Annotated in this window: 14 protein-coding genes, 1 tRNA gene, 3 rRNA genes, 1 other RNA gene and 1 other annotated feature; of the genes, 14 read left to right on the forward strand and 5 right to left on the reverse strand. The window is 40.6% G+C overall.

The genetic code is table 11. From position 1 onward, the window contains the following. Positions 1–28 precede the first annotated feature (28 nt). The gene (locus MHH73_RS00065) at positions 29–1000 is read right to left on the reverse strand and encodes a YaaC family protein (RefSeq protein WP_341063964.1); all 972 of its coding nucleotides are present in this window, start codon (positions 998–1000) and stop codon (positions 29–31) included. A 113-nt stretch (positions 1001–1113) separates the two neighbouring features. Between MHH73_RS00065 and guaB the strand changes: the two genes are divergently transcribed. The 4 genes from guaB to MHH73_RS00085 all read left to right on the forward strand — a co-directional run bounded on the left by guaB (position 1114) and on the right by MHH73_RS00085 (position 5992). Further along, the gene (guaB, locus tag MHH73_RS00070; RefSeq protein ID WP_191817380.1) at positions 1114–2577 is read left to right on the forward strand and encodes an IMP dehydrogenase; all 1464 of its coding nucleotides are present in this window, start codon (positions 1114–1116) and stop codon (positions 2575–2577) included. Positions 2578–2864: 287 nt separating this feature from the next. After that, positions 2865–4166 carry a D-alanyl-D-alanine carboxypeptidase family protein gene (locus tag MHH73_RS00075; RefSeq protein WP_341069583.1) on the forward strand — a complete coding sequence of 434 codons (1302 nt, stop codon included), beginning with the start codon at positions 2865–2867 and terminating at the stop codon, positions 4164–4166. Between the two features lie 62 nt (positions 4167–4228). Next, positions 4229–4454 (forward strand) — a binding site (T-box leader). A gap of 52 nt (positions 4455–4506) precedes the next feature. Continuing rightward, entirely contained in the window at positions 4507–5793 is a 1287-nt protein-coding gene (gene serS, locus MHH73_RS00080; protein ID WP_341063965.1) for a serine--tRNA ligase, read from the forward strand. Positions 5794–5899: 106 nt separating this feature from the next. Further along, positions 5900–5992, forward strand: a tRNA-Ser gene (locus tag MHH73_RS00085). A 118-nt stretch (positions 5993–6110) separates the two neighbouring features. Here MHH73_RS00085 and MHH73_RS00090 read toward each other — a convergent pair. From MHH73_RS00090 to MHH73_RS00105, 4 genes are all read right to left on the reverse strand, one after another. Continuing rightward, positions 6111–6764: a deoxynucleoside kinase gene (locus MHH73_RS00090; protein ID WP_191817378.1), complete on the reverse strand. Its 654-nt coding sequence runs from the start codon at positions 6762–6764 to the stop codon at positions 6111–6113. Beyond that, positions 6761–7402: a deoxynucleoside kinase gene (locus MHH73_RS00095; protein WP_191817377.1), complete on the reverse strand. Its 642-nt coding sequence runs from the start codon at positions 7400–7402 to the stop codon at positions 6761–6763. The genes MHH73_RS00090 and MHH73_RS00095 overlap by 4 nt, the downstream gene beginning before the upstream one ends. Before the next feature lie 94 nt (positions 7403–7496). Then, positions 7497–8780 (reverse strand): glycoside hydrolase family 18 protein, encoded by a 1284-nt coding sequence (locus MHH73_RS00100; protein WP_191817376.1) that lies wholly within the window; start codon positions 8778–8780, stop codon positions 7497–7499. Between the two features lie 107 nt (positions 8781–8887). Next, positions 8888–9427, reverse strand: a complete 540-nt coding sequence (locus tag MHH73_RS00105) for an isochorismatase family cysteine hydrolase (RefSeq protein WP_225230817.1) — start codon at positions 9425–9427, stop codon at positions 8888–8890. 154 nt (positions 9428–9581) lie between these two features. Between MHH73_RS00105 and tadA the strand changes: the two genes are divergently transcribed. From tadA to rrf, 10 genes are all read left to right on the forward strand, one after another. After that, complete coding sequence (tadA, locus tag MHH73_RS00110; protein ID WP_341063966.1) at positions 9582–10088, forward strand: tRNA adenosine(34) deaminase TadA; 507 nt, start codon at positions 9582–9584, stop codon at positions 10086–10088. 78 nt (positions 10089–10166) lie between these two features. Then, positions 10167–10432: signal recognition particle sRNA large type (ffs, locus tag MHH73_RS00115), an RNA gene on the forward strand. Between the two features lie 131 nt (positions 10433–10563). Next, on the forward strand, positions 10564–12261 hold the full coding sequence (gene dnaX, locus MHH73_RS00120; RefSeq protein ID WP_191817374.1) for a DNA polymerase III subunit gamma/tau: 1698 nt from the start codon (positions 10564–10566) through the stop codon (positions 12259–12261). 21 nt (positions 12262–12282) lie between these two features. Further along, complete coding sequence (locus MHH73_RS00125) at positions 12283–12606, forward strand: YbaB/EbfC family nucleoid-associated protein (protein ID WP_445662535.1); 324 nt, start codon at positions 12283–12285, stop codon at positions 12604–12606. A gap of 163 nt (positions 12607–12769) precedes the next feature. Further along, positions 12770–13366: a recombination mediator RecR gene (gene recR, locus MHH73_RS00130; protein WP_191817372.1), complete on the forward strand. Its 597-nt coding sequence runs from the start codon at positions 12770–12772 to the stop codon at positions 13364–13366. A 15-nt stretch (positions 13367–13381) separates the two neighbouring features. Beyond that, positions 13382–13600 (forward strand): YaaL family protein, encoded by a 219-nt coding sequence (locus MHH73_RS00135; protein WP_191817371.1) that lies wholly within the window; start codon positions 13382–13384, stop codon positions 13598–13600. An 85-nt stretch (positions 13601–13685) separates the two neighbouring features. Beyond that, positions 13686–13949: a pro-sigmaK processing inhibitor BofA family protein gene (locus MHH73_RS00140; RefSeq protein WP_191817370.1), complete on the forward strand. Its 264-nt coding sequence runs from the start codon at positions 13686–13688 to the stop codon at positions 13947–13949. A 328-nt stretch (positions 13950–14277) separates the two neighbouring features. Then, positions 14278–15826: ribosomal RNA gene (locus MHH73_RS00145) — 16S ribosomal RNA — on the forward strand. A 217-nt stretch (positions 15827–16043) separates the two neighbouring features. Then, positions 16044–18977 (forward strand): 23S ribosomal RNA (locus tag MHH73_RS00150). Positions 18978–19208: 231 nt separating this feature from the next. Then, positions 19209–19325: ribosomal RNA gene (gene rrf, locus MHH73_RS00155) — 5S ribosomal RNA — on the forward strand. The 16S, 23S and 5S rRNA genes sit together here, the layout of an rRNA operon. Positions 19326–19448 lie beyond the last annotated feature (123 nt).

Here is a 19448-nt window from a genome sequence, read left to right on the forward strand (position 1 = left end):
TTTAATTTTTACTTTCACTGTAAACTAACTATCCCTTTTTATTTCCTTGGCAATGAACTTTTCTTGAATGAAGAAATTCATAAATAAGAAAAGGACTTTTCCGTTCCGTCAAATCGAGGAATTGATGGATAAATGGATAATCATTATTGGTCATTAGCTTAATGCATTCATTCCACCATTCTGTTTCATATCTTGCAATCATGCTTAAATTATAGAGTAATAAGTAATGAGAAAATAATTCTGGATAATCATTTAACGGACTTCTTTCGATAGGTAATGAATAATTTTTATTTACAATATTATATTTTAAACGATTGATCTCTTTGTTGTGAGGGAATTTTATATGTTTCTTCGTATAGTGAATATCCGCTTCATCTACTTGTAGTTTTTCGGAAAGAAAAGTAGAAAATCTCGATTCAGTCATATGATAATGATTAAGAATTGTTATTGGTACATGGTAGCCATCTTCTTCTTTTTTTATGTCAATAAATGTTTGTTCCTTTTGGATAGACTGAAACATTATTTCCATCTCTGGGATTTGTCTTAATAAATCAACCATATAAAATTTATCGCCCTCTAGATGTTTCATATGAAACATTTTTTCTGCCATATATGGAAATAAACCACTCTTTTGTAGTTTCACTTCATCTTTTAAAAAAAGGTATTGTTGCTTTTTCTTTTTTCTTGTTGAAACACCATGAGCTAGTACAGAAGTCGTATCTGGATAAAGTGGATCAATAGTTAAAATACATGCCTTGATGAGATGAACTAAACCGTAGAAATAGAGAATAGGCTTAATGATTAATGGGGCAGTTGCGGCTTGTTCATAGTAAACCTTACCGTGTTCAATGTAATAAATAAATGGATAAGTATTTTCAAAACTCTTTTGCGATGCTTGTTCAATACCTTCCTTTTGATAACTTTTTTCTAAATATGTCTTGGTTGTTTCTGTTGAAAAAAAAGGTAAATATGCTTGCCAATTGTCGAAAGAATACTTCAAAATATACTACCTCCAAATAATCTGAAAAATCCAACTTATAGCAGTGTCCTTGACAGTATTTTGTCCAATTGATAACCTACTAATAATATTTTCATGTTCAGGAGGTCAAAAAAATGTGGGAAACTAAATTTGAAAAAGAAGGTTTAACTTTTGATGATGTACTACTTGTACCTGCTAAATCTGAGGTATTGCCGAAAGATGTCGATTTGTCGGTGAGACTGTCTGATAAGGTAAAGTTGAATGTTCCAATTATCAGTGCTGGGATGGATACAGTAACTGAAGCTGAAATGGCTATTGCAATGGCACGTCAAGGTGGATTAGGTATTATCCACAAAAATATGTCCATTGAGCAACAGGCAGATTTAGTTGATAAAGTAAAACGCTCTGAGAGTGGCGTTATTTCTGATCCGTTTTTCCTTACTCCCGAACAACAAGTGTATGATGCTGAACATTTAATGGGTAAATATCGTATATCAGGTGTTCCAATTGTAAATAATCTGGACGAGCAAAAACTTGTTGGTATTATTACAAACCGTGACCTTCGTTTTATTCAAGATTTCTCTATCAAGATCTCTGATGTAATGACGAAAGAAAACTTAGTAACTGCTTCAGTAGGAACAACGCTACAAGAAGCAGAAAAAATTCTGCAAAAGTATAAAATCGAGAAATTACCTCTTGTTGATGATAATGGTGTTTTAAAAGGACTTATTACTATTAAAGATATTGAAAAAGTGATTGAGTTCCCTAACTCAGCGAAAGATAATCAAGGGCGTTTACTTGCTGGTGCAGCAATTGGTATAACAAAAGATACAATGAAAAGATTAGAGTTACTTGTTAAAGCTCAAGTTGATGTAGTCGTAGTCGATACGGCTCACGGCCACTCAGCTGGCGTTATTAATACAGTAAAAGAAATTAAGGAGAAATACCCTGAACTAACAGTTGTAGCAGGTAATGTAGCCACTGCTGAAGGGACACGTGCATTGTTTGAAGCTGGGGCTGATGTTGTAAAGGTTGGTATTGGACCTGGATCTATTTGTACAACACGTGTCGTAGCAGGTGTTGGCGTACCTCAAATTACAGCGGTGTATGATTGTGCAACAGAAGCACGTAAACATGGTAAAGCGATTATCGCTGATGGTGGGATTAAATATTCAGGAGATATCGTGAAAGCATTAGCTTCTGGTGGACATGCTGTTATGCTCGGAAGCATGTTAGCAGGTGTATCTGAAAGTCCAGGGGAAACAGAAATTTTCCAAGGACGTCAATTTAAAGTCTATCGTGGGATGGGATCTGTTACTTCTATGGAAAAAGGATCAAAAGATCGTTACTTCCAAGAAGATAATAAGAAATTCGTTCCAGAAGGCATTGAAGGACGTATTCCATATAAAGGATCATTAGCAGATACGATTTATCAGTTAGTTGGTGGCGTTCGCTCTGGTATGGGTTACTGCGGGGCAGCAAATTTAGAATTCTTAAGAGAAAATGCACAGTTTATTCGTATGACAGGTGCGGGCCTTAAAGAAAGTCACCCACATGATATCCAAATTACGAAGGAAGCACCAAACTATTCACTATAATTTTTAAAAAAGTAAGAGGGTAGCCCCTCTTATTTTTTTTGCTTGAAAAGAGTTCTACCTTTCGTCATCGTAAGCATAATGGACAATGTTTTTCTCAGGAGTAATGACCTAAGGAATAGAAAAAGAAAAGGGTTGTTCATGAAAACGCCAAGATTAGGAAAAGGTTGTTTGTATCCATGAAGGACATCTTATGATAAAATAACAAAAGCTGAAAAAAAAGTTGGAGGGCTTTGGAATTGAGTAGAAAAGGATATCGTAAAATTGTTGCAAGTTTCTTGGCGTTGATTATGGTGTTAGGCATGCTTCCTAATGTACATAAAGCAAGTGCAGAAGAAGACATACTTAATATTAATGCAGATGCAGCTATTCTAGTAGATGCAGAGACAGGTAGGGTTTTATACGGGAAAAACATTGATAAAGTACTTGGTATCGCAAGTATGTCAAAAATGATGACTGAGTACCTCTTATTAGAAGCAGTTGATGAAGGTAGAATATCATGGGATCAACAATATTCAGTAAGTGAATATGTTTGGAAGGTTTCACATGACACATCACTTTCAAATGTTCCTTTAAGAAGAGATGGGACGTACAGTATTCAGGAGTTATATGAAGCGATGACCATCTATTCTGCTAATGGGGCTACAATTGCCATTGCAGAGACAATTGCTGGTTCTGAAAAGAATTTTGTGAAAATAATGAATGAAAAAGCAGAGGAATTAGGTTTAGAGGATTATAAATTCGTCAATTCTTCTGGTTTAAATAACAGCGATTTAAAAGGTAACCATACGATAGGTAATGAAGACGAAGAAAATGTCATGTCTGCTAGAGCGACAGCTAAACTAGCAACTGCGCTTCTCACTGATTTTCCTCAAGTATTAGAAACAGCTAGTATTCCTAAGAAAGTTTTTAGAGAAGGTACTGAAGATAGTATCAATATGGAAAACTGGAACTGGATGTTACCTGGGCTTGTCTACGGATATGAAGGAGTAGACGGCTTAAAGACGGGAACAACTGATTTTGCTGGTTCTTCTTTTACAGGAACAGCAGAACGTGATGGCAAAAGATATATAACCGTTGTTATGAATGCTAAGGGCGGCGGTGATTCTGGCTATAATCAAGCTAGATTCGACGAAACAAAGAAAATGTTTGATTACGCATTCTCTAATTTCGACAAAAAAGAAATTGTTCCTGCTGGCTATCAAGTGAAAGATAAAGAAAAGCTAGCTGTCGAAAAAGGGAAAGAAAATGCAGTAGCGATTGAATCAAAAGAGGCTATTACATTAACTGTTAAAAACGGTGAAGAAGAGAATTATCAACCAAAGCTTGTGGTCAATGAAGATTTATTAAATGATCAAGGACAATTAACAGCTCCTGTAAAAAAAGGGGATGTTGTTGGTTATTTAACGGTTGAAGATAAAGATGGCAATGTGATTGAATTTTTAAATTCAAACGAAGCGAGAGTTGATGTCATCGCTTCTGAAACGATTGAAAAGGCTAACTGGTTCGTTTTATCTATGCGTGGTGTCGGTGGATTCTTTGGCGATGTTTGGGACAGTGTCGCATCTACTGTTAAAGGTTGGTTTTCTTGAATAATGTAGTTGCATTTGGCTTATAATTATAGTAAATTATGAATTACTAATAAGTTAAATAAAAGAAAGCATAAAGAAGGAATTAGTATCAAGTATACTTTTGCCAAAGAGAGCTGGTGGTTGGTGCAAACCAGACAAAAGCACTTGAGAATCCATCCTTTGCGTAGAGCTTGGAACACATTTTTTGTAAGTAAAAGCTCTCGGGTGAACCTCGTTAAAGATTTAAAGTGAAAAGTATGGTTTATACTTTTAACTAGGGTGGCAACGCGGGTAACTCTCGTCCCTTTATTGGGGACGGGAGTTTTTTGTTTTCACAAATTTGAATATGGAGGGAAAGGCAATGTTAGATATCAAATATTTAAGAGCGAATTTTGCTGAAGTGAAAGAAAAACTAGAAAAACACCGTGGGGAAGATATTTCTGATCTTGAGAAATTTGAAGATTTGGATGTAAAACGCCGAGAATTACTTGTAAAAACGGAAGAGCTCAAAAGCAAAAGAAATGAAGTATCACAGCAAGTGGCTGCTTTGAAACGAGAGAAAAAGGATGCGGACCATTTAATTGCTGAGATGAGACAAGTGGGCGACCAAATTAAAGATTTGGACCATGAGTTACGTGAAGTAGAAGCTGAACTAGAGCTTATCTTACTCAGCATTCCAAATATCCCACATGAAAGTGTACCAGTTGGTGAGACAGAAGATGACAACGTCTTAGCTTGGCAATGGGGAGAAGTAAAGGGCTTTAATTTTGAATTTAAACCGCATTGGGATATAGCGACTGATCTTGGTATTTTAGATTTTGAACGAGCAGGAAAAGTAACAGGTAGTCGTTTTGTTTTTTATAAAGGATTAGGTGCTAGATTAGAGCGCGCATTGTATAATTTTATGTTGGATCTTCATACAGAAGAACATGGATACGAAGAAGTGCTACCACCATATATGGTTAATCGTGCAAGTATGACTGGTACAGGGCAATTACCAAAATTTGAAGAAGATGCTTTTTTAATTGAGAGTGAAGATTATTTCCTTATCCCAACGGCAGAGGTACCGATTACGAATATGCATCGTGATGAAATTTTAAGTGCGGATCAATTACCAATTAATTATGCTGCATTTAGTGCGTGCTTCCGTTCTGAAGCTGGATCCGCTGGCCGTGATACGAGGGGTCTTATTCGTCAGCATCAGTTTAATAAGGTTGAGCTTGTGAAGTTTGTTAAACCAGAAGATTCTTATAATGAGTTAGAGAAATTAACGAAGAATGCAGAAAAAGTTTTACAACTACTGGGTTTACCTTATCGCGTCATGAGTATGTGCACGGCTGATTTAGGATTCACAGCTGCGAAGAAATACGATATTGAAGTATGGATGCCTAGCTACGATAATTATCGAGAAATTTCTTCTTGTAGTAACTTTGAAGCTTTCCAAGCGAGACGTGCCAATATTCGCTTCCGCCGTGATGCTAAAGGTAAGCCAGAGAATGTTCATACATTAAATGGCTCTGGATTAGCAGTGGGACGTACAGTCGCTGCGATATTAGAGAATTATCAACAAGCTGATGGTAGTGTCGTTATTCCAGAAGTACTTCGCCCTTATATGGGGAACAAAGAAGTGATAAAACCAGCAAATTAAGGTAGACGATAGGATCTGTTCTTTAGGACGGATCCTATTTTTAAAAAATATGCAAACTTCTCTTGACTTCTATTTAAATAGATGATATATTATTTCTTGTCGAAACGGAGGAATACCCAAGTCCGGCTGAAGGGATCGGTCTTGAAAACCGACAGGGGTGTTAAAGCCCGCGGGGGTTCGAATCCCTCTTCCTCCGCCATTATAACTTTTAACATGCGCATAATTAATTGGAGATATGAGTCGCTACTTTATAGTAGCGACTTTTTTTATTTCTCGACAAAAAAACAGCCTGTACGATTCATGTACAGGCGAATATTTTATATTGTTTGTTTTAATGTATGGCCAATTTTTTCGAGCACTTGATCGATGTCTGTTGGATTAGAAACAAGATCATATTCATTAATATTGAGTCGTAAAATAGGACAAGCACTAAATTGATCAATCCAGGTTTCGTAGCGCCCGTGCATCTCTTTCCAATAGTCAATCGAGGTTTGTTGTTCCATTGGGCGTCCACGTTCTTTAATACGCGCTAGTATATCCTCTAGGGAGCCTTCTAAATAAATTAAAATATCAGGGTGCGGGAAATAGGGTGTCATGACCATCGCTTCGAATAGGCTGGTATAGGTTTCATAATCAACTGGTGACATCGTTCCTTTTTCATAATGCATTTTAGCAAAAATGCCAGTATCTTCATAAATAGAGCGATCTTGAATGAATCCACCACCATATTCGAACATCCGCTTTTGTTCTTTAAACCTTTCAGCGAGAAAATAAATTTGTAAATGAAAACTCCATCTTTCAAAGTCGGCATAAAACTTGTCTAAATACGGATTTGTATCGACTTTTTCAAAAGAGGTGCGGAAATTAAGTGCTTCTGCTAAATAATTGGTCATTGTTGATTTTCCGACACCGACCGTTCCTGCTACAGTGATGATTGCGTTATTGGGTATGCCGTAGTTATTTCTATTCATGCTTTAGTACTCCTTGTTTGTATACTCGTTGTTAACGTATCAATAATGTATTGCAGATCATTCTTATTATGAACAAAATCCAATTGATCCGCGTCAAGGTGAAGGATAGGGATATCCGGATGCTGTTTTTCAAATGTCTGCATTTTTAGATCGTAATCAATGGATAATTGTTCAAGATAGAGCGGACTTATATTCTTTTCGATTTCGCGTCCACGCTTTTCAATTCTTTTTAGTAAAGTATCTAGGCTTGCCCGCAAATAAATAATGATATTTGGTCTCGGCATATCGTCCGTTAAAATATGATAAATTTCTTCATATTTTTCATATTCAGGTGCTTCAAGAGATTTACTAGCAAAAATCAAGTTTTTAAAAATATGATAATCAGCTACGACAGGCTTATCATTCGCAATATAACGGTCCTTTATATCCTTGAGCTGTTTATATCGATTACATAAGAAAAACATTTCTGTTTGAAAACTCCACTCATCGATATTCTCGTAAAACTTTCCGAGAAATGGATTCTCATCGACGATTTCTTTTAATAGATGGTAGTTAAAATGAGTGGAAAGGGCTGTGGCTAGCGTGGTCTTACCTACGCCAATCGGCCCTTCCACTGTAATAAAAGGTACTTGATTCATCTATTTGTCTCCCCCTAAACTAACATAACTTCCATTTTAACACAGGTCAGACCTCTATGAAGAATGAAAAAATAGACAGGAGATTAAAATAGATTTAACGCTTTACGACATTGAAATTTTCATCAATGAGGAGCCAGTTTTGCGGAAAGTCTAAACCAAGTTTCCAGTAGCTTACACCTCTTAACCTTAATTCTTTCAATAAATCAAATTTCGCTTGAATGGAACGGGCATCTTCAAACCAAACTTCATGTCTTTTTCCTTCGTTGTCTGTGTATAAAAAGAAGGGTGCTTGTGCTTCTTGATCATATTGAATGGCCACATTATTTTCTAATGCAATCTGTATAGCTTGTTGTGGACTAATAGCACGTGCCATCGTTCCTTGAACAAAAGGAAGCGTCCAATCATAGCCGTATAAATTTTGCCCCATCATAATTTTATCAGGCGGAATTTCTGTTATTGCATATTCAAGGACATCTCTCACGGGTCCGATAGGTGAAACGGCCATAGCAGGCCCTCCACTATATCCCCATTCATATGTCATGATGATGACAAAGTCGACAATTTCACCATGTGCTTTATAATCGTGGCCTTCATACCATTTCCCTTTTTGATCGGCGCTTGTTTTAGGGGCAAGAGCCGTTGATATGAGCCAGCCTTCTTGGTGGAAGCGATCGCGTGCTTTTATTAGGAATTGGTTATAAGCTTCTTTATCTTCTGGTCGAATGAACTCAAAATCAAAATGGATATCTTGGAAGTTGTATTTTTTTGCTGTTGCAACAATATTGTCGAGGAATGTGTTTTGAATGTTTTGATCGTTGAGAAGTATACTTGCTAGCTCATCACTAAATTGTGCATTTTCTTGATTAGATATGACCATCATGAGGACATTTTGATTTTGTTCAGCGATAGCAGGTAATTCATCTAAAGGCGGTTCTTGCAACGAACCATCTCTTAGTGCTTGAAAGTTAAATGGTGCTAAATAAGTAAGATGGGGTGCTGCCCCTCTTGAAGCTTCTATTAAGTTTTCCGATACGGTGTCTCCTCTAGGCTCAACATAGGCATTTATTTCGGCAGAAGTTTTTGGACGTTCGGGAATGTATAAGCGTAGACCAACCCTTAAGGGATTTGTTTGTGAGATTTGATTGATATTCACAAGCTCTTCTACTGTGAGCCCATATCGTTGGGCAATTAAATAGAGTGTATCGCCAGGCTGTACCCAATAGAAGCTACCAATGATTGGAATCACAAGCGTTTGACCGATCACAAGTTGATTAGGATTCTGTAATTCATTAGCATCGATTAAATCTTGTGTGGTTGTGCTATAGGCCATCGCTATACCACTTAACGAATCATTCTGTCTTACCACATGTATTTGCAAGTAAAACCCTCCCTAAATGTTTCATTATAGAAATACAGGCATTCAAAGTGAATGATTTAATTACACTATAAATAACTTATGAAGGGAGTGGCTAATACATGATACATTCATGGTAATGGATCAATATTTGCTTTCAATACATCTTTCATCATAATTAAAGCGTTCTCGTTATCGTGGTCATCATTAGAAGCAATGCAGTTAGCGGGTATATGTAATTTATACTCTCTCATATAAGCATCGTTTGCAGAGAAAAGCACACAAATGTTTCCTGCCAAACCAACCATTATTAGCTTATCAATGGCTAATTGATTTAAGAGTGTATGAAGTGCTGTTCCGTAAAATGCGGAATGTTTCGGTTTGATTAGAAAGTAATCCTCACTTGATGGTTTGATTGTTTGGAGGATTGGTGCACTTATGGGATTGTTGCAGTAGGCCATTATCTCTTCAATATCAGCTTTCCAGAGCTTGTAATGGTCATTAATATAGATGACTGGTAACTTGTGTTGATGAAAGTGCGTTCTAATAAGATTAATGCTTGTGGTCATTTTTAATGCTTTTTTAGCCAGTACTTTGCCATGTTTAAATTGAAAATCATTAATCATGTCAATAATAATTAATGCCGTTTTCTTTTCGGTTGTTATATTCAATCAAAATCAACCCCTTTTAATTAGAAAAGATATAAGGAATTTCAAACGTTAACTGCCAAGATGAAAAGGTAAGTTTTTACGTTTTTTTATTGTTTGTAAAAGCAAAGAGAATTACACTGAAAGAAACGCTATGGTATTTAAAGGAATGAAGTAAATGAGTATAGATGAACAATTTATGTTAGAAGCGATAAAAGAGGCAGAAAAAGCAAGAGCGATTAATGAAGTTCCAATTGGTGCTGTCATTGTTTTGGATGGGCAAATTATTGCCCGTGGGTATAATTTACGGGAAACAGCACAAAAAGCGACTGCGCATGCAGAATTACTTGCGATTGAAGAAGCGTGTGGGCAGCTCGGTACATGGCGATTAGAGGACACAACCCTTTATGTTACACTTGAGCCTTGTCCGATGTGCGCGGGCTCTATTGTCCTTTCACGAGTGAAACGGGTCGTTTACGGTGCAACTGATCCAAAAGGTGGATGTTGCGGGACATTAATGAATTTGCTAGATGATTCAAGGTTTAATCATCAGTGTGAGGTGGTTGCTGGAGTAATGGGTGAAGAATGTGGGGAACTGTTATCCACGTTTTTTTCCGAATTACGAGCTAGAAAAAAGGCTGAAAAGAAGCTTTTAAAAGAACAAAAGAAGCAAGAGGAATGTTAAGCATTGCAATTTTAGTTTAAAAACAGTATACTGAATATGCGTCGAAATGACGCAACTTAAATATTGGTATCAATTTTGCCGTGCTAGGTGGGAAGGTAGCGGTGTCCTGTACTCGCAATCCGCTCTAGCGAGACTGAATTCCTATTCTGAGGCTGATGTCCTGTAGGGTCTGCCTTTAGTAAGTGGTGTTGACGCTTGGGTCCTGCGCAATGGGAACCCATGAACCATGTCAGGTCCGGAAGGAAGCAGCATTAAGTGGACTCTCTCATGTGCCGCAGGGTTGCCTGAGCTGAGCTAACTGCTAAAGTAACGCTTATGGGCGTCAGTCGAAGATAGGTGCACGGCAGTTATATACATATAATAATAAAACTCATTCTTCTTGAATGAGTTTTTTGTTTTTTTCCTATCCTTTTTTGTAAAATAGAAAATAGATACGTTATAATAAATACGACACTAAAAGAAGGGGGCGTGCCAATTGAGTTATCAAGCATTGTATCGTGTATGGCGCCCACAAACATTTCTTGATGTAGTAGGGCAAGAGCATGTAACAAAAACATTGCAAAACGCCCTGCTTCAAGAAAAAATATCGCATGCGTATCTTTTTACTGGACCAAGAGGAACCGGTAAAACGAGTGCGGCGAAAATTTTAGCAAAGGCTGTAAACTGTGAAAGAGCGCCCATTAATGAACCATGTAATGAATGTGATGCGTGCAAAGGGATTACTGATGGGTCCATACCTGATGTCATTGAAATTGATGCCGCATCTAATAATGGCGTAGAAGAGATTAGAGATATAAGAGATAAAGTAAAATATGCTCCAAGTGCGGTTAAATATAAAGTGTATATTGTTGATGAGGTGCATATGTTGTCAATGGGAGCATTCAATGCGCTCCTAAAAACATTAGAAGAACCACCCCAACATGTTATTTTTATATTAGCAACGACAGAGCCACATAAAATTCCACTGACAATCATTTCTAGGTGTCAACGGTTTGATTTTAAAAGGATAACTGCGACATCGATTGTGAATCGTATGCAAATGATTATAGATGAAAGTGGTGTTAATTGTGATTCCCAAGCACTACAAATTATTGCCAGAGCTGCTGAAGGCGGTATGCGTGATGCCTTGAGTTTATTGGATCAAGCAATTTCATTTAGTGATGAGATTGTAACAGTTGATGATGCTCTAGCTGTTACAGGTGCTGTTTCACAAGGTTTTCTTAATCAGTTAGCCACAGCTATCGTTAATCACGATGCCGCTAACGGCTTAGAAATATTAGGTGAACTTCTTTTTCAAGGAAAAGATCCCACTCGATTTGTAGAAGATTTTATTCTTTATTATAGAGATATGCTATTATATAAAGCAGCACCTAATCTTGAAGAATCAATGGAAAGGGTTCTTTTAGAGGAAACATTCATAGAATTAGCAGAAAAGGTGTCACAAGAGCAAATTTATCATTTGATCGAGCAATTAAATAAAACACAGCAAGAAATGCGCTGGACGAACCATCCAAGAATATTTTTAGAAGTAGCGATTGTGAAACTTTGTCAGCAAGAACAGATTAAGGGGCAAAGTGCGGAAGATGTTCAGCCATTAATTACACGGATTGATCAATTAGAAAAAGAGTTATCACAAATAAAAGCGCAAGGTGTTAAAGTCTCAGAAGAATCGGTAGCACCTCAAGCGAAAAAGCCACAGCGTGTATCTAAAAAAGGATATCAAGCACCTGTTGGCCGAATAAATGAAGTGTTGAAGCAGGCAACAAAACAGGACTTAATGATGGTCAAAAGTCATTGGGGTGAAATGTTAGAACGTCTCGTACACAATCAAATGCGCTCACAAGCAGCATTACTAAACGAAGCGGAGCCTGTTGCTGCATCTGATCAAGTTTTTATTATCAAATTCAAATATGAAATTCATTGTCAAATGGCGATGGAGAATCATAAATTTATTGAAACTCTAACGCAATCTTTGTTTGATTTAAGCGGAAAGAGGTTTCAGGTCTTAGGTTTACCAGATGAACAATGGCAATCCATTCGCCAATCGTTTCTTCAGTATCAAAAGGCGAATGGAGATGATACAGCAGAGGATATGGGGAATGAAGAAGAAGATCCTGTTGTATCTGAGGCAATGAAATTATTTGGTGAAGATCTTATTGAAATTAAAGATTAAATAAATATTAGGAGGTAAGGAATTATGCGTGGTATGGGTAATATGCAAAATATGATGAAGCAAATGCAAAAAATGCAAAAGAAAATGGCGCAAGCGCAAGAGGAATTAGGAGAAGAAAGAATTGAAGGAACAGCTGGCGGTGGCATGGTCACTGTCATTATCTCTGGTCATAAAGAAGTTTTAGAAGTCAATATTAAAGAGGAAGTCGTTGATCCTGAAGATATCGAAATGCTTCAAGATTTAGTTTTAGCAGCAACAAATGATGCGATTAAAAAATGTGATGAATTAACCAATAATACAATGGGGCAATTCACAAAAGGTATGAACTTGCCAGGGATGTTTTAATACGGATAACGAAAAGAGCGCCGCTGGTTTTTTTGAGCGGCGTTTTTTAAAGCATTCACTATTAGACTAGGAGTCAAAGAGAAGAGTTATATGAGAAAGAGTTTGTTGTTAAACGCCTCTCGGTCAAATGCTCTCGTCTTTGATGAAAGAGGGGGAGACAGATATGCATTATCCTGAACCGATATCAAAACTGATTGATAGTTTTATGAAGCTTCCAGGAATCGGACCGAAAACAGCCGCTCGGTTGGCTTTTTTTGTATTAAGTATGAAAGAAGACACTGTACTAGATTTTGCTAAGGCATTAGTGAATGCAAAGAGGAATCTATCTTATTGTTCTGTGTGTGGTCATATTACAGATCAGGATCCTTGTTATATATGTGAGGACCAGAGGAGAGATCGATCAGTCATATGTGTTGTGCAAGACCCTAAAGACGTTATCGCCATGGAAAAAATGAAGGAATTTAATGGTTTATACCATGTTTTGCATGGTGCTATTTCACCGATGGATGGTATCGGACCAGAAGATATTAATATTCCCGATTTGTTAAAACGATTACAGGATGAAACTATCCAAGAAGTTATCTTGGCAACCAATCCTAATATTGAGGGCGAGGCGACAGCAATGTATATTTCTCGTCTCATTAAACCTTCTGGTATTAAGGCGAGTCGCATAGCTCACGGATTACCAGTAGGAGGAGACCTTGAATATGCCGATGAAGTAACACTTTCAAAAGCTTTAGAGGGAAGAAGAGAAGTATAGTGAGAGGTGTATGCGATGTTCTTTCGTAAAAAAGAATGGCTTCGTAAGGAATATGATGAGAAGTTATTAGGGCAGTTAAAAGAATTAAAAGAAGAATGGAAGAATCAAAAATCTTTAATTGAAAAAAGTTTTGATCCTTCAGCAGAAGCAATTAGTGAAGCTAAGCTTGCTGAGGCAAAATACTTTTATTTGTTCAAGGAAGCAAAGAAAAGAAACGTTAGTGTTCGATATTAATTTTTATACCTCCTCAAGGTCTTTTTTTAGGTGCTTGTTCATACATTGGTTGTACAAGTTTCCTTAAATAGAGGGGGTTTTTTATTTGGAGCCAGTTTGGATTATCTCAGGGTTAGGTATTCTCATTCTCTTTCTATTAGTAGCAGGTGCCTCGTTTCGACCAATTAAGTGGATTGGACAAGGCTTTATAAAGATAATAATTGGTGCACTATTATTATTTGTACTAAATACAGTAGGAAATCAATTTGGCATTCATTTACCTATTAATATAGCTACTGTAGCTGTTAGTGGGATATTAGGTGTGCCGGGTATATGCTCACTAGTGGCCATCCAAATGTATGTCATATAACCGTCAAAGCATGAATGAAATAGCTAATCAGTTACGTATTTCTAGTAACTGATTTTTTCTTTTAAAATATTGTTGACATATTAATATAATGCTGATAATATATTAAGAGTCGTCACAACGACGCATCATCCTTTAAAAACTTTTAAAAAAACTTTTTAAAAAAGCATTGACATAAAATGCATAGGATGATATATTAATAAAGTCGCTTCTAAAGCGAATGAGATTGTTCTTTGAAAACTGAACGAACATAAAACGTCAAGCGTAATTCTAAAAAAGCTGATTTATCAGCAACAAAGCACCATAGGTGCAAACGAGCTAATCAAACACTTTATTGGAGAGTTTGATCCTGGCTCAGGACGAACGCTGGCGGCGTGCCTAATACATGCAAGTCGAGCGAATCGGAGGGAGCTTGCTCCCGATGATTAGCGGCGGACGGGTGAGTAACACGTGGGCAACCTGCCTGTAAGACTGGGATAACTCCGGGAAACCGGGGCTAATACCGGATAATATCTATTTATACATATAATTAGATTGAAAGATGGTTCTGCTATCACTTACAGATGGGCCCGCGGCGCATTAGCTAGTTGGTGAGGTAACGGCTCACCAAGGCGACGATGCGTAGCCGACCTGAGAGGGTGATCGGCCACACTGGGACTGAGACACGGCCCAGACTCCTACGGGAGGCAGCAGTAGGGAATCTTCCGCAATGGACGAAAGTCTGACGGAGCAACGCCGCGTGAGTGATGAAGGTTTTCGGATCGTAAAACTCTGTTGTTAGGGAAGAACAAGTATCGGAGTAACTGCCGGTACCTTGACGGTACCTAACCAGAAAGCCACGGCTAACTACGTGCCAGCAGCCGCGGTAATACGTAGGTGGCAAGCGTTGTCCGGAATTATTGGGCGTAAAGCGCGCGCAGGCGGTTCCTTAAGTCTGATGTGAAAGCCCACGGCTCAACCGTGGAGGGTCATTGGAAACTGGGGAACTTGAGTGCAGAAGAGGAAAGTGGAATTCCAAGTGTAGCGGTGAAATGCGTAGAGATTTGGAGGAACACCAGTGGCGAAGGCGACTTTCTGGTCTGTAACTGACGCTGAGGCGCGAAAGCGTGGGGAGCAAACAGGATTAGATACCCTGGTAGTCCACGCCGTAAACGATGAGTGCTAAGTGTTAGAGGGTTTCCGCCCTTTAGTGCTGCAGCAAACGCATTAAGCACTCCGCCTGGGGAGTACGACCGCAAGGTTGAAACTCAAAGGAATTGACGGGGGCCCGCACAAGCGGTGGAGCATGTGGTTTAATTCGAAGCAACGCGAAGAACCTTACCAGGTCTTGACATCCTCTGACAATCCTAGAGATAGGACTTTCCCCTTCGGGGGACAGAGTGACAGGTGGTGCATGGTTGTCGTCAGCTCGTGTCGTGAGATGTTGGGTTAAGTCCCGCAACGAGCGCAACCCTTGATCTTAGTTGCCAGCATTTAGTTGGGCACTCTAAGGTGACTGCCGGTGACAAACCGGAGGAAGGTGGGGATGACGTCAAATCATCATGCCCCTTATGACCTGGGCTACACACGTGCTACAATGGATGGTACAAAGGGCTGCAAGACCGCGAGGTTTAGCCAATCCCATAAAACCATTCTCAGTTCGGATTGTAGGCTGCAACTCGCCTACATGAAGCCGGAATCGCTAGTAATCGCGGATCAGCATGCCGCGGTGAATACGTTCCCGGGCCTTGTACACACCGCCCGTCACACCACGAGAGTTTGTAACACCCGAAGTCGGTGGGGTAACCTTTTGGAGCCAGCCGCCTAAGGTGGGACAGATGATTGGGGTGAAGTCGTAACAAGGTAGCCGTATCGGAAGGTGCGGCTGGATCACCTCCTTTCTAAGGAATATACGGAATTAACTTGATGTTAGATTGTTCGTTCAGTTTTGAGAGTATAATCTCTCAATTCAATCGTTCTTTGAAAACTAGATAATGTAATGAAGAAGATTACCGAGTAATCGCCACCTTAGTTATTTTCTCTCTATATAATAGAGTAGAGATACTAAACTTTTTTAATAAACACAACCGTGAGGGAAGCGAAAGCAACCCAAACATAGGTTAAGTTAATAAGGGCGCACGGTGAATGCCTTGGCACTAGGAGCCGATGAAGGACGGGACTAACACCGATATGCTTCGGGGAGCTGTAAGTAAGCTTTGATCCGGAGATTTCCGAATGGGGAAACCCCCTATCCGTTATGGGATAGGATCCATACCTGAATACATAGGGTATGGAAGGCAGACCCGGGGAACTGAAACATCTAAGTACCCGGAGGAAGAGAAAGCAAACGCGATTCCCTGAGTAGCGGCGAGCGAAACGGGATTAGCCCAAACCAAGAGGCTTGCCTCTTGGGGTTGTAGGACATTCTATACGGAGTTACAAAGGAACGAGATAGACGAAGAGGTCTGGAAAGGCCCGCCATAGGAGGTAAAAGCCCTGTAGTCGAAACTTCGTTCCCTCCAGAGTGGATCCTGAGTACGGCGGGACACGAGAAATCCCGTCGGAAGCAGGGAGGACCATCTCCCAAGGCTAAATACTCCCTAGTGACCGATAGTGAACCAGTACCGTGAGGGAAAGGTGAAAAGCACCCCGGAAGGGGAGTGAAAGAGATCCTGAAACCGTGTGCCTACAAGTAGTTAGAGCCCGTTAATGGGTGATAGCGTGCCTTTTGTAGAATGAACCGGCGAGTTACGATTACATGCGAGGTTAAGTTGGACAGACGGAGCCGTAGCGAAAGCGAGTCTGAATAGGGCGAATATAGTATGTGGTCGTAGACCCGAAACCAGGTGATCTACCCATGTCCAGGGTGAAGTCCAGGTAACACTGGATGGAGGCCCGAACCCACGTACGTTGAAAAGTGCGGGGATGAGGTGTGGGTAGCGGAGAAATTCCAATCGAACTTGGAGATAGCTGGTTCTCTCCGAAATAGCTTTAGGGCTAGCCTCATGCGTAAGAATCTTGGAGGTAGAGCACTGTTTGGACTAGGGGCCCTCATCGGGTTACCGAATTCAGACAAACTCCGAATGCCAAAGATTTATCCATGGGAGTCAGACTGCGAGTGATAAGATCCGTAGTCAAGAGGGAAACAGCCCAGACCACCAGCTAAGGTCCCAAAGTATACGTTAAGTGGAAAAGGATGTGGAGTTGCTTAGACAACCAGGATGTTGGCTTAGAAGCAGCCACCATTTAAAGAGTGCGTAATAGCTCACTGGTCGAGTGACTCCGCGCCGAAAATGTACCGGGGCTAAACGTATCACCGAAGCTGTGGATTGAACATCGTAGATGTTCAGTGGTAGGAGAGCGTTCTAAGGGCGTTGAAGCTAGACCGTAAGGACTGGTGGAGCGCTTAGAAGTGAGAATGCCGGTATGAGTAGCGAAAGATGGGTGAGAATCCCATCCACCGAATGCCTAAGGTTTCCTGAGGAAGGCTCGTCCGCTCAGGGTTAGTCGGGACCTAAGCCGAGGCTGAAAAGCGTAGGCGATGGACAACAGGTTGATATTCCTGTACCACCGTATTCTGTTTGAGTGATGGGGGGACGCAGGAGGATAGGGTAAGCGCACTATTGGATGTGCGTCTAAGCAGTTAGAGGGACCATGAGGCAAATCCCATGGTCACATACCTTGAGCTGTGATAGCGAGGGAAATTTAGTACCGAAGTTCTTGATTCCACACTGCCAAGAAAAGCCTCTAGCGAGGAATAAGGTGCCCGTACCGCAAACCGACACAGGTAGGCGAGGAGAGAATCCTAAGGTGAGCGAGAGAACTCTCGTTAAGGAACTCGGCAAAATGACCCCGTAACTTCGGGAGAAGGGGTGCTCATTAGGGTGTTAAAGCCTTGATGAGCCGCAGTGAATAGGCCCAGGCGACTGTTTAGCAAAAACACAGGTCTCTGCGAAGCCGCAAGGCGAAGTATAGGGGCTGACGCCTGCCCGGTGCTGGAAGGTTAAGAGGAGAGGTTAGCTCACGCGAAGCTTTGAATCGAAGCCCCAGTAAACGGCGGCCGTAACTATAACGGTCCTAAGGTAGCGAAATTCCTTGTCGGGTAAGTTCCGACCCGCACGAAAGGCGTAACGATCTGGGCACTGTCTCAACGAGAGACTCGGTGAAATTATAGTACCTGTGAAGATGCAGGTTACCCGCGACAGGACGGAAAGACCCCGTGGAGCTTTACTGTAGCCTGATATTGAATTTTGGTACAGCTTGTACAGGATAGGTAGGAGCCTTAGAAGCCGGAGCGCTAGCTTCGGTGGAGGCGTCGGTGGGATACTACCCCCGCTGTATTGAAATTCTAACCCACATCCCTTATCGGGATGGGAGACAGTGTCAGGTGGGCAGTTTGACTGGGGCGGTCGCCTCCTAAAGAGTAACGGAGGCGCCCAAAGGTTCCCTCAGAATGGTTGGAAATCATTCGTAGAGTGTAAAGGCACAAGGGAGCTTGACTGCGAGACCTACAAGTCGAGCAGGGACGAAAGTCGGGCTTAGTGATCCGGTGGTTCCGCATGGAAGGGCCATCGCTCAACGGATAAAAGCTACCCCGGGGATAACAGGCTTATCTCCCCCAAGAGTCCACATCGACGGGGAGGTTTGGCACCTCGATGTCGGCTCATCGCATCCTGGGGCTGTAGTCGGTCCCAAGGGTTGGGCTGTTCGCCCATTAAAGCGGTACGCGAGCTGGGTTCAGAACGTCGTGAGACAGTTCGGTCCCTATCCGTCGTGGGCGCAGGAAATTTGAGAGGAGCTGTCCTTAGTACGAGAGGACCGGGATGGACGCACCGCTGGTGTACCAGTTGTCTTGCCAAAGGCATCGCTGGGTAGCTATGTGCGGAAGGGATAAGTGCTGAAAGCATCTAAGCATGAAGCCCCCCTCGAGATGAGATTTCCCATAGCGCAAGCTAGTAAGATCCCTGAAAGATGATCAGGTTGATAGGTTAGAGGTGGAAGTGTGGCGACACATGCAGCTGACTAATACTAATCGATCGAGGACTTAACCAAAAACGAAATGCGAAGGCGGCTCGTTCAGGAGCGACAAGCATAAGACGAGTTCGTTAGGAGGTTGTTCTTTAACCTCATAGCGAAATTGGCTTATGACCTCGAGCTCCTAGCCGCCGCAGCTAGACAGCACTACGTAAGTAGTATCGTCAGCAACGCATAGGCGATTACTCAATAACAATCTTCTTCAACATTACCTAGTTTTGAGGGAACGATTCCCTTACAATTTCATAGTCCGGTGGCGATAGCGAGAAGGTCACACCCGTTCCCATACCGAACACGGAAGTTAAGCTTCTCAGCGCCGATGGTAGTTAGGGGCTGTCCCCTTGTGAGAGTAGGACGTTGCCGGGCAAGATGAAAGAGCACATATTTTGTATGTGCTCTTTTTTGTGTATATAAGTTGGTAAATGATATGCCCCCTATAAAATGAGAAAATAACATTAAGTATGTGCAAATGATTAAAAGATAACGTGA

Source organism: Cytobacillus sp. FSL K6-0265 (genome assembly GCF_038003465.1).
Taxonomy (GTDB): Bacteria; Bacillota; Bacilli; order Bacillales; family Cytobacillaceae; genus Cytobacillus; species Cytobacillus stercorigallinarum.